A 14,416-nucleotide genomic window follows, 5' to 3' on the forward strand; every position below is an offset into this window, starting at 1 on the left:
CCGCGTTCGTCCGACCAACCGGCGCAGTCGGCCCGCTGGTCGGCTCACCACCGCGAAATTCACCGATGCGAGGTCGCGCCGACGGCGCGGTCGTCGGCGTCGCTCGAGCGGTCGGTACCGAGGACGTTCGCGGACCGACGCTCGAGGAGACGGATCGTGCTGATAGTTAGCACGTGCCTGTGGCTGCCGCGGCGCGGGTTCCGGACGCCCTTCGACCGCGCGACCTCGTTACTGAAATATGATGTTTCTAGGAGGATCTTTCCGGTTCGTATCGTTTCGCTACCGTTCTATAGACTCAAAATACGGTGACTGCGACGGGTTCATTCGGACCGGTATTTTCTCGTTACCCGTATACTCTCTATTACGTGAATACACGCTTTCCATATATTACGTATAATAGAACGGACCAGTATCCTACCCGTCATTTCTTTCGGATAGTATCACTACGGTTACAGTCTGTCCATACCTAATACCACAATTCCTGACGGGTTGGACACGGCCGGATCGGTACCAGACACCGAGGCTCTCCGGTTCCGCGATCACCGACGACCGTTCGATTCGCACTCGAACGCGGATGATCGCCCGTCGGCGCGGCGGCGCGGAATCCGGGCGGACCTCGATGGCGTCGGGCTGGCGAAGACCAGTCCGAACTCGAGTCGCGGCATCCGGGTGGTGGTGCTCGAGACGGCCCACGAACAACGAGACAGACCAGATCACGCGGGCGGTAGCCCCCCGCGACGCTCACTCAGAGAATGTCACAGGAAGAACTTCCATCGACGAACGAATCGCTCACGAACGAGATCGAAACGACGCGGCGCCAGTTTCTCGGCGGCATCGGTGCCGGAACGGGGTTGGCCTCGTCCGGCCTCCTGGCCGGCGGGTGGTCCCATCGGGACGACGAACGACTCTACCATCTCGATTGGTCGTGCGTGTACGACCACTAGGGCGCGAGCGCGAGAGTCGCCCACCGAGACAAGGGCGTCCAGACGCGCGAGAAGATCGCGGCCGAACACCACGAAACCGGGTACACCGCGCTCTCCGACCCGGATCGCAAGTCCGTCGACCGCGCGTTCAGCATGCAGTTTCACGACGCCGACACCGATCCCACACTCGAGTTCTCCGAGCTCGTCCCGGGTACCTGCGGCTCGCTCCGGTTCGGCGTCCACGTCCTCGAGAAGCCCCTGAAGCTCAAAGTGAAGGGAACCGACCGGGAGAACGTCGATCAGCCCTGCCTGGATCGGATCGACGCCACCCTCCGATACCGGGATTGCCCGGAGGACGTCGACGCAACGATCTGCCAGGGTTCGATGGCGGAGGTCCTGTCCGCGCTGAAAGGCGGGATCGTGCTCGACGGCAACCGCAGCTACGGCGAGTACGGCCCGTTCGACGAGCGAACGACCCACCACTTCGAACTCGAGTGGGAGGTACCCGAGGGCGCGAAAGCCGAGGAGGGCCACTTCGGGATCGGGTTCAAAGCCAAGCCCGCGGACGAACGCGAGAAGGACGGGAAGACCCGCAAGTTCACCGTTCACGCGATCGACGTCGAGATCACCTACAACAGCTTCGGCACGAACAACCCGAAGGGCGCGATGTACGTCCTCGAGGAGAACCTCGAGGCCGTCCGCGAGGCCGAGGGGGTCCCGCCGGGAACGTCGGACGTCGACACGTCGGTGATCGAACCGCTCGTGCTCCGGGCGAATCAGGGTGACACGGTCGAAATCGAGTTCGTCAACAGCCTCGGCTGTCACCCCGAGCGCGACGACTTCGAGAAGCGGCCGGCGTCGATCCACCCCACGGGCGTCGCCTACGAGGTCGACGACGCCGACGGGATGGCGGTCGGGTTCAACGAGAACACGGTCGTCGAATCCGGGGAGTCGATCACCTACACGTGGCACGCCGACGAACAGGGCGCGTACTTCTTCCAGGACGGCGCCTATCAGGCCTGGGACTCCATCCCCGACGACGGGAACAACGAGGAGATCAACTCGATGTCCCGCGGACTCTTCGGTGCGCTCGTGGTCCAACCGCCGAAAGCGACCTGGACCGATCCCTGTACCGGCGCACCGCTTCGCAGCGGCGTTCGTGCGGACATCCACCATCCTGAGTTCCCCGACCACCGCGAGTTCGTCCCGATCTACCACGACCACGGCGTCGTTCGGCCGGACGGGCTGAACGTTCCCGGAACCGACGTCGAACAGATGCTCCACGCGATCAACTACCGGGCCGACCGAACCAGCGAACGGATCGGCGAGACCGGCGAGGAGGGGCGGACGTTCTACAGCTCGTGGGTTCACGGCGACCCCGGCGGCGGCGACAACGTCTTCGAGGCCTACCAGGGCGACCCGGTCAAGTTCGTCATCGTCGGCGCGAACTCCGAGGAGAACCACGTCCACCACCTCCACGAACATCGGTGGGAACAGATCCCCTTCAACAACAATAGCGCGACGCTCGACTCCCAGAACCTCGGCATGGGCGAGGGGTACCGCCAGTACCTCACCGTCGCATCCGGTAGTCGATCCATTCGGCCGGATCTGAACTTCGAGGAGTCGTTCTCCTTCGGTGCGGGCGGCTTCCACGGCGGCGTCGGCGACTTGCTGTTCCACTGCCACATGTTCCCCCACTACGGCGAGGGGATGAACGGGTTCATGCGGGTTCACAACCAGCAACAGCTCCACCTGCAGCCGCTGCCGAACAACGAGCCGACGCTGCCGCTCGATTCGGATATCCTCGGATTCCCGGACTTCATCCCGGCTGAAGAGGGGGAGATCCCGCCGAAACCGCCGCTGTCCCAGCCCAACGACCCGCGACAACCGACTCCCGAAGAGGAGGAGGCGCTGCCGGCGCTGGTCCCCGGCGCGCCGTACACCGACCCGTGCGAGGTCGAGGACGCCGAGCCAGGCGCTGACCCAATGCAGCCCGATCCGACGGAGGTCGAACCCGACATCGTCTACGACATCGTCGCGATCGAGGCGAAGCTCGTCTACAACGACCACGGCGACTACGACCCCGACGGCAAGGTGTTCGTCCTCGAGGAGGACGTCGACGCCGTCCGCGACGGTGAGATGATGCCCGAGCCGCTGTTCCTACGGGCGAACGTCGGCGACTGTATCGAGATCAACATGCGCAACGAGCTCGAGGGACCGACCTCGGCGCACGTCCACTTCGTCGGCTTCGACCAGCTGGGGTCGGACTCGACGATGGTCGGCTACAACTACGACTCGTCGACCGACTCGGGCGACACGATGACCTACCGCTGGTTCGCCGACGAGGAGGGGATCATCTTCCTCCACGATCACATGCGCGGGATCGGTGAAATTATGCACGGCGAGTTCGGCGCGCTCACCGTCGAGCCCGAGGGCTCGGAGTGGCTCGACCCCCACACCGGCGAGCCGATCCGCCACGGGTCGAAGGCGATCATCAACCCGCCCGACGACGAGGCGTTCCGGGAGTTCTGCCTCGAGTACCACGACTTCGCGCCGCTGATCGATCCCGATAAAGATGGCGACGGGCTGGATACTCAGCCCGACGATCCCGACGACGACGCGTTCGTCAACCCGAACGAGCAACACGGCGTCAACGCCGGCGTCGGCGCGATCAACTTCCGCAACTCGCCGTACTACCGCCGCGGGCCCGACCCCGATCCAGCTTACGTCCACAGTTCGTTCGTCCACGGCGATCCCGAGACGCCGACGCTCGAGGCGTACCCCGATGAACAGACCGTCATTCGACTCGTCCACGCCCCTACGAGGAACAGCACAACTTCGTCCTGCACGAACACCAGGTCGACGAGTTCCGGCTCGGCATCGAGGACGGGGTCTCTCAGATGACCGGTTCCTCGGAGCAGTTCAGCTTCACCATCCACGAGGACGACAGTCACGACTTCGAGCACCTGGAAAACGCCGCGGGACTCCCGTTCCGGGACTACCTGTACGGGTCGATGATCTCCCACGACGTCTGGGACGGCATGTGGGGGATCCACCGAATGTTCGAGGCCGAGGTCGACCACCTGTTTCCGGTGCCCGGCACTGAACCGCCGGAAGGAAAGATCATTGAGGAGGAACTTCGGGAAGTCGGTCACCCCGCCGCGTTCGACCGGCGCGCGGAACTCGGTCACAGGGCGACACTGCTCTACGACGAGCCGACGAACGACCCCACCCATCCCCCGGACCGTCCGCGCCGCCGAAACGAGTGCATCGACGGGAACCCGCCGCCGCAGGCGCCCGACCCGGGCGATCCCTGTCCCGACGCCGCACGAACCCTCGAGTACGACGTCTCCGCGCTGCAGACGCGGCTCGACTTCAACGAGTACGGCGACCACGACCCCCACGGCATCGTCTTCGAGCTCGACGAATACGTCGAGGACGTCCGCAAGGGGAACCGCGAGACGGACCCCCTGCTGTTGCGGGCGAACGTAAACGACTGCATCGAGGTGACCCTGACGAACTGCCTCCCGGAGGATCCGGACGACCACGACGACCATCCACGGATGCGAACGCCGGAGGGAGACCTGGGCGACTGGGAGCGATCGAACCGGATCTCGCTGCACCCCAACCAGCTTCGGTACGACGCGAACGGTTCCGACGGCGCGACCGTCGGATTCAACTACGACCAGACGATCGCGCCTGGCGAGTCGATCACCTACCGCTGGTACGCCGGCCAGGAGACGCCGCCGGTCTCGCTGTGGGACATGGCGGACCTGCGGAGCAACCGCCACCACGGCGCGCACGCGAACCTGATCGTCGAACCCGAGGGATCGACGTGGCTCGACGGCTGCACCGGCGAGCCGACGCGGACGAGCCGCGAGGCGATCATCACCGACCACGATGAGGACGACTTCCGCGAGTTCGCCCTCTCGATGAGCGACGGTCGGTACATCGTCAACGACGAACTCGACAGCTGCGTCGTGCCGTTCGATACCGAAGACGACGAAGTAGACGCGGACGATCCGTGTAACCAGCACGGCGACGCGGAGGATCAGGGATACCTGTCGTTCAACAACCGCGCGGAGCCGTTCTGGCGGCGCTTCGAACTGAACGACGACCGCCAGGAACGGGTCTTCGACTCGGACGTCCACGGCGATCCCGCGACGCCGATCTTCAACGCCCACCGCGACGATCCGGTCCGATTCCACGTCACGCAGGTCGCCGACACCTCCCGCGGGTTCTCGTGGAACCTCGCGAACCACCTGTGGCCGCGGTTCAACGCGGAGGTCGAGAACGCGCCGATGGTCAGCACCGACGCCCGGTTCTCCCCCGGAAAGGGGCTCACCTTCGAGCTGGAGAACGGCGCCGGCGGTCCGCTCGGCGACACCGGCGACTTCATTTACAAGGAGATGAAAGAGCGCCGCCGCCTCGAGGCGGGCGCCTGGGGGATCTTCCGCGTCGACGACCCGCCCCACAAGCGCGACGGCAAGAAAAAACGCACCCGAGAGCGCGACTGTGCTCAGCCACTCCCCGACCGGGCGAAAACGGTCCCGCTCGAGGACCGACCCGGCTGGACCGTCGACACCGGCGACTACACCAACGACGGGACCGACGACGTCCTGATCGGCGTGCCCAACAGCGACCGCGCCTGCGCGAACGCCGGCGCGGTGTACCTGTTCTACGGCCCCGTCTCCCGGGAGGACATCACCGATCTGGGCGACGCCGACGCCGTCCTCGAGGGCGAACGGGTCGGCGACAAGGCCGGCTCGGCGGTCTCGATCCAGCGGGGGATGATCACGATCGACACCTGTGACGGCACGCGGTACGTCCAGTTCGGCGACGACCTCCCCCACGGGGCGATGTCGCTCGGAGACGCCCACCAGAAAACCTCCCTCGAGTGATCCCGATGACGACACCACAACGACACCCAGTCCGTATCGGCGCGGTACTCGCACTCGTCGCGGTCCTGACGATCGGCGCGGCCCCCGCGGCGGCCGTCGGCGATACCGCCTCGACGCAGGCGTCGGCCGCGTCCCTCGAGGACGACCTCGAGAGCGCGTCGGTGCCGACCGCCGTCGGTCCGAACGAATCGTTCACGGCCGACGCGAGCGCCCTCGCCGACCGCGACGACGTGGCCGAGGTCTGCTGGCGCTTCGACGAGAACGGAACCTGTCACGACGCGGAGACGACCCACACCTTCGAGGAGGAGGGACCCCACACCGCGACGCTGATCGTCACCGACGAGAACGACGAGCGACGGGCGGTGACGAACCTCGTCACCGTCACGTCGGCGCCGGTCGCCCACCTGACGGCGCCCGCCTCGACGCAGGTCGACGCGACGGTCGGACTCAACGCGAGCGACTCGATCGACGACCAGTGCGTCGAAACCTACGAGTGGGACCTGACCGGGGACGGTGAAGTCGACGAGACGACCGAATCGCCCGAACTGGAACACGCCTTCGAGGAGGCGGGCGCTCACGAGGTGACCGTCACGACCGTCGACGCGGCGGGCCAGTCCGACACCGCGTCGGCGACGGTCGAGGTCGCCGAACCCGAGGAGTCGAGCGTCGCCTCCCTCGCTAGCCTCGAGGGCGGCGCCGCCCTCGCGGGGCTGGCGATCGCACTCGCCGCCGTCGGGATCGGGGGCGTTCGCGTCGCTCGCTCCCGGCGCTGATCCGACGGCTCGAGTTCGCGTCTCGACGCCCGCGTTCGCCAGCCGACGACCGCCCGCCGATGACCCGATCCCGAATCGGCGAGGCAATCCGGTCGCCGCTGGCTACCGGCGACCGCGAGACATCCTGAGTGATCGTCGGCGTTCTCGGCGAACGGACGGCCACCACCCGCCGTCCCGGCCGAGAGCGTTCGCGACGAACCGCCGTCCGCGGGACGCCGACGCCCTCCAACTGCATCGCGGTCTGTCACACGCGACGCGACTCGCGAACGACGGGCGGCTACTCGTCGTCACGCGGAGACGCTTCGAGGAACTCGTTCTGGACACAACTCGACTTCGGCGCTCGAGCGACGCCGCTTCCTCCGCAGTCGGACCGCCCGAGGGAGACGGCCTCGAGAAATAGCTTCATAGTCGCTCGCGAACGTCCCGGACGTCCTCCACGGCGTCGGCCTCGACGTTAACGGCCAACTCCTCGAGGGCATCCCCCAGCGGAACCTCCTCGTCGTCCTCCGGGTCCTTGGCCATGAACTCGGCGAAGTCGTCGGCGGTGAGGCTCATATCCTGTGATGGCGCCGCTGGTTGCAAAAGGCTGCTGGTGGTTGGAATGGGGATTCTCAGACATCATACTGGAGCTCGGTTTCACTCGAGACGGTACGACTGTCGGATCACTCGGTCGACGAGCGTCGCGTCTGTCGCTCGCGAAAAGCGATCGGCAAAGCGCACCACGGAGAGTTTTGGTTGTTCGTCCGCCGGGCTCGAGAGTCGTCCCTAGGCGGGATACAGGTCGGTGTACTTCTCGATGACCGACCACAGGTGTTGCTCGTTGGAGATCCGGTGGGTCTCGGAGACGAGTTCGGTGCCGTCGTCGGTGTCGGTCAGCTCGAGGGTCCAGTTCGTGTGATCGCCCTGGTCCCTCCCCCGCTTGGCGAAAAGCACGAAGCCGTCCTCGTGGGCCAGTGCGATCGAGTCCGCGTTCTCGTAGTCGACCTCCCAGCTCATGCCTGTTTGCTGGTGGTGGGTATGTTCAGTGTTTTGGGTTGTGTGCTCGAAGGGTGGTTTTGGTCGGTATCGCTCGAGGGCAAATTTGGGAGCGAGATGGCACTTCGCTCGAAGGCAGTCAGCGGTTGAAGCTATCCAACGGCGACGAGTTCTCATCAGTTGCGAGCGGGACCGACAGGCAGGGCTACGAGATACGACGAAAGATAGTGTCGCAGGTATACAACCGCGTTCGTCTCGAGAAAGAGCTTCACAGCTGCTTTCGGACATCTCGGGCGTCTTCGACGGCATCAGCTTCGACATCGACGGCCAGCTCGCTGAGGGCATCCCCCAGCGGAACCGTTTCGTCGTCCTCTGGATCGCCGGTTATGAACTCAGCGAAATCCTCGACCGTGAGGGCCATGGTCCCCGATTCCACCGCTGGTCGCAAATGGTTGCTGGTGATTCGAACAGAACGACTGTAGATATTCGGATCCAAGCAGTTGGCCACTATTTTGATCTCACGTCGATCTCTCCGTCGCCTTCAGAGTCCTCTTTAAGGCGATTCATAGGTTTTCTACTCACTAGACAGCCTATTTCGGCCCAAAACCAGCTGATCGTAGAAGAATTATAACCCAGGTAACAGGCCAACCCGAGAAATACATACAGCGGTTAATGCCTTATATGCATACTTAGAGAACTGTATTTATCAAATAGAAACTAGTATGAATCTATCCGAAAAGCAATCCCATCATATTTTCTTGGTAGAAAGAGAAATTGGCCCAATGGACTCCGATCAAACTCACCGATTAGAACCTTTGCAAAAACGTATCGAGAAACAGTACCGAAGATTAGAGAAAAGATTAGAGGATTATGAAGAAGAGGATATTCTCGAGCGAAAGAATGTTGGTGATAACCTCGGAGATATTCAAACAACAGAGCATTATCTACTAAAACCAAATGATGCAAATGAACTCTTGTCCTTCTACATAACAACGGCTGCAGCTATTGAATCAGAGAGTGCACTCATCATCAACGCATATTCATTCAATTTTGGACTTGATAGAGAAGGATCATTAGATTTCCTTTATAATCTGAGACAGAAAGATAGGGAGGATATGATATATTATCTGGGTTTGATTGATTCTGGATTAAAAGGCGAATTGGCAAAAGTTCGCAAGCGGCGAAATGAATTTGCCCATAGCCAGGACCATAGGATAATTGATGATATTGAAACAGAAAAAGCAAATATCAAAAGAGCCTATAATGCTATGGAGAAACTCAAAGAAATTAGTATAGAAGTAGAAATGAAATCAATCTAATTATAATATGAATTTATATTTATCAACATCCTAATTAATTGCTTGAGGGAAATATAGGCACTAACCATCTGGTTTTGCGAGCTTTAGCTGGAGTTTTGGCTCGGAAATAGGCCAGTAACTATAGTTCTTTAGCGTTGTCCCGTCTGAGATATCTCTCTCCCCTAGACCTCACGTGTAGCGCGACAATACCGTTCTTAAGTATCCATCCAACGCTTTCAACAAAAACACAGAATCCGTAAATATTGAAAAACAAGAAAGAAGAATCTCTAAAATCTTCAATCAGTCGGTAGATCGTTGTAAGGTGTACCGAGAACTTGAAAAAGCCCCTCTTGAGCTAAATAGGGTCGGAGGGATTTGAACCACGCCCGAGAACCTGCTCACTGCGTTCGCAGAACCTCGGTCTCGTTCAAATCCCTCCTCGTCCATACCTGCCGCTCGCGAATTTGCTCGCGGCAGAGGAATGGGGTCGGAGGGATTTGAACCCCCGATCGACTGATATCTCCGGCGCGCCTCGGAACTCCAGAGGGTCATCACACGGACACTGATCAGGTGCCCGATCAGTATATCAGTCTGGAGTGTCGTCCCGGGCGCGGTGCCTCTGGAGTCAGTCGCCATGCCTGGCTTGGCCACGACCCCTCGAGTCTACGTTGGGGGATCCGCCCTAAAGTGGTTTCGATTCGGACGCTCCGTCTCGCGATTCACAGCCAGGGTGCGCGTTCCTCGTCGTCCTCGCCGAGGGCCTCGTCGCTCGAGCCCTCCGCGTCGGCGTCGTCCTCGAGTTCGTCCTGTCCGCCGTCGGTCGACGCCGACGACCCCGAACTCGAGCTCGGACGCGAGCCGCCGGGGTCGAACAGCGGGCCCGTGCCGACCGCGGGCGCCGACTCCGCCGACGACGAGGGCGACGGGGACGGCGTCGAGAACCGCGGCGAGCGCTCGGTCGACTGCGACCGCGCGGAGACGTCCTCGTCCTCGCCGCGCTCGAGGGGGATGTCGACGGCGAAGACGGCCGCGACGAGCAGCGCCGCCAGCGGGGCCTGGCCGAAGGCCATCCCCACCAGCGACAGCGGCAGCAGGCCCAGCGCGACGGCGCTGCCGAACCGGAACCGGTCGATGTCCATGTACTCGCGCAGGTACGGACCGCTGATGGCGATCGAGAGCGCGAAGGCGACGCCGACGACCGCCGCCAGCGTCGCGTTCGCGACCAGCGCGGGGTCGTCCATCACGACCAACGCCGCGCCCGAGGGCTCGAGGCTGGCCAGCAGGCCCAGTCCGACGATGACGGCGGGGCTGGGCAGGTACTCGCCGATCGTCGCGCTGGCGGTCTTGGCCGCGATCGCGAGGATGACGATCGCCGCGAACCGCTCGAAGATCGCCTCGTTGAGCACGGTGTCGATCGCGGGAGCGAGCGCCGCCTGGACGGCCGCGAGCGCGATCAGGGGCACGCCGACGAGCAGGACCACCTTGATCTGCTCGCGGGGCGTGCCGTTCATCTCGGCGAGGATGACCGCGACGGTGGCGCTCCCCCCGAAGATCAGCAGACCGACCTGGACGGCGCTCAGGGGATCGTTCAGGGCTCCCGCCAGGATCAGCGCCGGGAAGATCCCGTCGATCAGCGGAAGCATCATCACGAGCGCTAACAGCCTGGTGTCGCCGCCCACCAGGCTCTCGAGCCGGAGGGCGACCGGGTGCTGGGACGTGCTCATCGCTCAGGGACGATGGCCGTGACCCGAGGCCGATGGGTGATGGGACGAGTGGGAGCGCCACGCCGCGAGCCACTCGAACGGGAGGCCCCGCGCTGTGAGTTTGAATGTGAATTTCCCGAAAATAGTGGCAGCGACGGCAGCAGCGCTCGTCTGGCCGGCAGTTCGGGAGTCGCTGAAACTCACAGCGTTCATACACGTACGGTCTACTGGCCGATCAATAAACGTTGCGTGAGAAGCGGTTACACAACTCGGTGTATCTCAGCCCATAACGGCCAGATGCTGACAAAGATGCACTCATTTGGAACTGCGGTGAACGTTCCCGTACCATCCTGATTATCCGTTATGGTCGGGCCGCGCTCGGTGATCCGCCGCGATCGCCCCCGAGACCGGTTCGCAACCTCCGCCCGTCTCGCAACGCTTTTTGCTGGCGCTTCCGGACGGTTGACATGGCGAACGACGCTCCCGAGCACGAGCCCTACTCTTCGAAACTGCAGGTACCGGAAGCGCTAACGTTCGACGACGTCCTCCTCCGACCGAAGGAGAGCCGCGTCGAACCCGACGACGCGGATCTCTCCTCGCACGTCTCCCGCTCGGTCGAGCTCTCGATCCCGATCCTCTCGGCCGCGATGGACACCGTCACCGAGAGCGACATGGCCGTCGCGATGGCCCGCCACGGCGGGCTCGGCGTCATCCACCGGAACATGAACGTCGACGAGATGGTCGAGGAGGTCGGCCGCGTCAAACGCGCCGACGAACTCGTCATCCCCTACGAGGACGTCGTCACGGCCGACCCCGAGATGAGCGTCCGCGCGATCGACGAGCGGATGGCCCGCGAGGGCGTCGGCGGCGCCCCCGTCGTCAACACGCGCGGGGAGGTGCTGGGGATCATCTCGAGCACCGACATCCGTCCGCACCTCGAGGTCAACGAGGACGACCCCGTCACCGAGGCGATGACCGACGAGGTCATCACGGTCCACGAGGACGTCGACCCCCGCGAGGCGTTCGACCTGATGTACGAGCACAAGATCGAGCGCGTCCCGGTCGTCGACGACGAGAACCTCCTCGTGGGACTGGTCACGATGCAGGGCATCCTTCAACGGCGCGAGTACAAGGAGGCCGTCCGCGACGAGGACGGGCGGCTGCGCTGTGGCGTCGCCGTCAGTCCCTTCGAGCGCGAGCGCGCCGAGGCCGCCGCCGAGGCCGGCGCCGACATCCTCTTTATCGACACCGCACACGCGCACAACCGCAACGTCATCGAGGGCGCCCGCGAGATCAGCGACTCCGTCGACGCCGACGTCGTCGTCGGTAACGTCGGCACCCGCGAGGCCGCCGCGGAACTGGTCGAGTTCGCCGACGGGATCAAGGTCGGCATCGGCCCCGGCTCGATCTGTACCACGCGCGTGGTCTCCGGCGCGGGCATGCCCCAGATCACCGCGGTCGCGCAGGTCGCCGACGTCGCGAGCGAGCACGACGTGCCCGTCATCGCCGACGGCGGCATTCGCTACTCCGGCGACGCGATCAAGGCGATCGCCGCCGGCGCCGACGCCGTGATGCTCGGCTCCTATTTCGCCGGCACCGACGAGGCTCCCGGCCGCGTCGTCACGATGAACGGCAAGAAGTACAAGCAGTACCGCGGCATGGGATCGGTCGGCGCGATGAAATCCGGCGACAGCGACCGCTACCTCAAAGAAGAGCCCGAGGAGGACGACGACTACGTCCCCGAAGGCGTCGAGGCCGCGACGCCGTACAAGGGCACGCTCAAGTCCGAACTCCACCAGCTCGCGGGCGGGATGCAGTCCGGCATGGGCTACGTCGGCGCCCCGACGATCCCCGAGTTCAAAGAGCGCAGCGAGTTCGTCCGGGTCTCCTCGGCCGGCCAGGCCGAGAGCCACGCCCACGACGTCGTCATCACCGACGAGGCGCCGAACTACTCGCCCGACGAGTGACCTTCGGGCCGGACGTGACTTCCTCGAGCGAACGGCCGTCCTCACCCGAGTTCGGACCGCCGAATCTTTCCCGTCGTCGTCTGCGGTAACTCCTCGCGGAACTCGATCTCGCGTGGGTACTCGTACTCGGCCAGTCGATCCCGGACCAGCTCGCGGATCTCGCCGCGCAGCTCCTCGGAGCCCTCCGCGTCCGCCGCGGGCTGGACGACGGCCTTGATGATCTCGCCGCGCCGGTCGTCGGGGACTCCGACGACGCCGACCTGGGCGACCGACGGGTGCTCGAGGATCGCCTCCTCGACCTCGCGAGGACCGACACGGTAGCCGCTGGTGATGATGAGGTCGTCGCCCCGCGATTTGAACCACAGGTAGCCCTCGGCGTCGCGCTCGGCGAGATCGCCGGTCAGGTGCCAGCTCTCGCCGTCTGACTGGACTTCAGATGCCGATCGCACCGCGCCGCTTCGCTCGCCGCCGTCTCCTCGTTCGAGGGTCGCAGCTGCGGTCTTCTCGGGTTCGTTCCAGTACTCCGTGAAGACGACGGGGTCGTCGCCTCGCCGGACCGCGATCTCGCCGATCTCGTCGGTCTGAACTCGCTCGCCCGTCTCGGGGTCGAGCACCGCGACCTCGTGACCGGGGACCGGTTTCCCCATACTGCCCGCACGCGCGGGGAACCACTCCCGGCAGTTCGTCACCAGGAGGTTCGCCTCCGTCTGGCCGTACAGCTCGTTGACGACCGTTCCCTCGAGTTCGGCCTCGGCCCACTCGAGGATCTCCGGGGTAAGCGGTTCCCCGCCGGAGCAGATCGCCCGCAGGGAGAGCTCGTAGCGGTCGCTGGGGTCGTCGACGTCCATCAGCATCCGGATCGCCGTCGGCGGGAGGAAGGAACCGGTGACGTCGAACTCCGCCACGAGTTCGAACGCGGTCTCGGGGTCGAACGACCCCATCGGGTAGCCGACGACGGGCTGGCCGTAGTGCCAGGCCGGGAAGACCAGATCGCCCAGCGCGCCGATCCAGGCCCAGTCGGCGGGCGTCCAGTACGCGCCCTCGAGGTCGCGCTCGAAGTACATCGAAAAGGCGGGACAGTGGCCCAGCCAGATGCCGTGGGTGTGGAGCACCCCCTTCGGTTTCCCGGTGCTCCCGCTGGTGTACATGACGATGGCGGGCGTGTCGGCGTCAGTCTCGGCGACGTCGTAGTGGTCGTCCCCCCAGTCGATCGCCGTCTCGAACCGCGAGACCGACGCGTCGCCGACGGTCCCGCCTTCGATCTCGGGCTCGCCGTCGACCACCAGTACGGCCTCGAGATCGGGACAGTCGGGCGCGACCTCCCGGATCGTCTCCCACTGGGAGGTGTCGACGACCGCGATCCTGGCCTCGCTGTCGGTCAGCCGGTAGCGTAGCGCGTCGGTGCCGAACAGTACCGACAGCGGCAGCGAGACCGCACCGAGCTTCCAGCAGGCGAGGTGGGTCAGGACGTTCGCGGGTTTCTGCGGGACGACGACCGCGACCCGGTCGCCGAACCCCAGCCCCAGCGACCCGAGAGCGTTTGCGACGGCGCTCGAGCGCCGATCGAGGTCGTCGAAACTGTAGCGCTCGCGACGTCCGTCAGGGTAGGCCTGGTGGAGGGCGGTCCGTTCGCCGTCGTCGTGTTTGCCCACCAGATCGACGGCCGCGTTGAACCCCTCGGGGACGTCCCACGAGAACGACTCGCGGGCCTCCTCGTCGGTCTCCCCCTCGAGCGTGACGAAGTACGTCATTCGTGCTGTACGTGATCGGATAGCATGAAAGAGTTACCGCCGAACGGATGTCGTCGATTCGACGCCGACGCACTCGCGCGAGGACGGCCGAGCGGGGCGTCGGGTCGCGCTACCAGTGGGCGCGG

The 14,416-nt window shown here is 64.1% G+C and carries 11 protein-coding genes and 1 tRNA gene; 6 read left to right on the forward strand and 6 right to left on the reverse strand.

From position 1 onward, the window contains the following. Positions 1-752: 752 nt before the first annotated feature. The 4 genes from C492_RS25770 to C492_RS01310 all read left to right on the forward strand — a co-directional run bounded on the left by C492_RS25770 (position 753) and on the right by C492_RS01310 (position 6,597). Positions 753-944 (forward strand): twin-arginine translocation signal domain-containing protein, encoded by a 192-nt coding sequence (locus tag C492_RS25770; RefSeq protein WP_008419784.1) that lies wholly within the window; start codon positions 753-755, stop codon positions 942-944. Positions 945-1,076: 132 nt separating this feature from the next. Then, the gene (locus tag C492_RS01300) at positions 1,077-3,827 is read left to right on the forward strand and encodes a multicopper oxidase domain-containing protein (RefSeq protein ID WP_049892596.1); all 2,751 of its coding nucleotides are present in this window, start codon (positions 1,077-1,079) and stop codon (positions 3,825-3,827) included. Further along, positions 3,824-5,824: an FG-GAP repeat protein gene (locus C492_RS01305; RefSeq protein WP_049892597.1), complete on the forward strand. Its 2,001-nt coding sequence runs from the start codon at positions 3,824-3,826 to the stop codon at positions 5,822-5,824. The genes C492_RS01300 and C492_RS01305 overlap by 4 nt, the downstream gene beginning before the upstream one ends. A gap of 5 nt (positions 5,825-5,829) precedes the next feature. Further along, the gene (locus C492_RS01310; RefSeq protein ID WP_008419785.1) at positions 5,830-6,597 is read left to right on the forward strand and encodes a PKD domain-containing protein; all 768 of its coding nucleotides are present in this window, start codon (positions 5,830-5,832) and stop codon (positions 6,595-6,597) included. Between the two features lie 402 nt (positions 6,598-6,999). Here C492_RS01310 and C492_RS24390 read toward each other — a convergent pair whose 3' ends face one another. The 3 genes from C492_RS24390 to C492_RS24395 form a co-directional block, all read right to left on the reverse strand. After that, positions 7,000-7,152 carry a hypothetical protein gene (locus C492_RS24390; RefSeq protein ID WP_008419787.1) on the reverse strand — a complete coding sequence of 51 codons (153 nt, stop codon included), beginning with the start codon at positions 7,150-7,152 and terminating at the stop codon, positions 7,000-7,002. A 210-nt stretch (positions 7,153-7,362) separates the two neighbouring features. Continuing rightward, positions 7,363-7,593, reverse strand: coding sequence for a hypothetical protein (locus tag C492_RS01315; protein WP_008419788.1), 231 nt, complete (start codon positions 7,591-7,593; stop codon positions 7,363-7,365). A gap of 247 nt (positions 7,594-7,840) precedes the next feature. After that, positions 7,841-7,993 carry a hypothetical protein gene (locus C492_RS24395; protein WP_008419790.1) on the reverse strand — a complete coding sequence of 51 codons (153 nt, stop codon included), beginning with the start codon at positions 7,991-7,993 and terminating at the stop codon, positions 7,841-7,843. A 361-nt stretch (positions 7,994-8,354) separates the two neighbouring features. Between C492_RS24395 and C492_RS23385 the strand changes: the two genes are divergently transcribed. Continuing rightward, on the forward strand, positions 8,355-8,891 hold the full coding sequence (locus tag C492_RS23385) for a hypothetical protein (protein WP_152424782.1): 537 nt from the start codon (positions 8,355-8,357) through the stop codon (positions 8,889-8,891). 461 nt (positions 8,892-9,352) lie between these two features. Here the strand turns inward: C492_RS23385 and C492_RS23390 are convergent. Then, positions 9,353-9,527 (reverse strand) — tRNA-Trp (locus tag C492_RS23390). 62 nt (positions 9,528-9,589) lie between these two features. After that, complete coding sequence (locus tag C492_RS01320; RefSeq protein ID WP_008419792.1) at positions 9,590-10,594, reverse strand: DUF5794 domain-containing protein; 1,005 nt, start codon at positions 10,592-10,594, stop codon at positions 9,590-9,592. A gap of 446 nt (positions 10,595-11,040) precedes the next feature. Between C492_RS01320 and guaB the strand changes: the two genes are divergently transcribed. Then, positions 11,041-12,540 (forward strand): IMP dehydrogenase, encoded by a 1,500-nt coding sequence (gene guaB, locus C492_RS01325; protein WP_008419794.1) that lies wholly within the window; start codon positions 11,041-11,043, stop codon positions 12,538-12,540. Between the two features lie 41 nt (positions 12,541-12,581). Here guaB and C492_RS01330 read toward each other — a convergent pair whose 3' ends face one another. Continuing rightward, complete coding sequence (locus tag C492_RS01330) at positions 12,582-14,291, reverse strand: acyl-CoA synthetase (protein WP_008419797.1); 1,710 nt, start codon at positions 14,289-14,291, stop codon at positions 12,582-12,584. Between the last annotated feature and the right edge of the window lie 125 nt (positions 14,292-14,416).

It is taken from the genome of Natronococcus jeotgali DSM 18795, from assembly GCF_000337695.1.
In the GTDB taxonomy this organism is placed as follows: Archaea; Halobacteriota; Halobacteria; order Halobacteriales; family Natrialbaceae; genus Natronococcus; species Natronococcus jeotgali.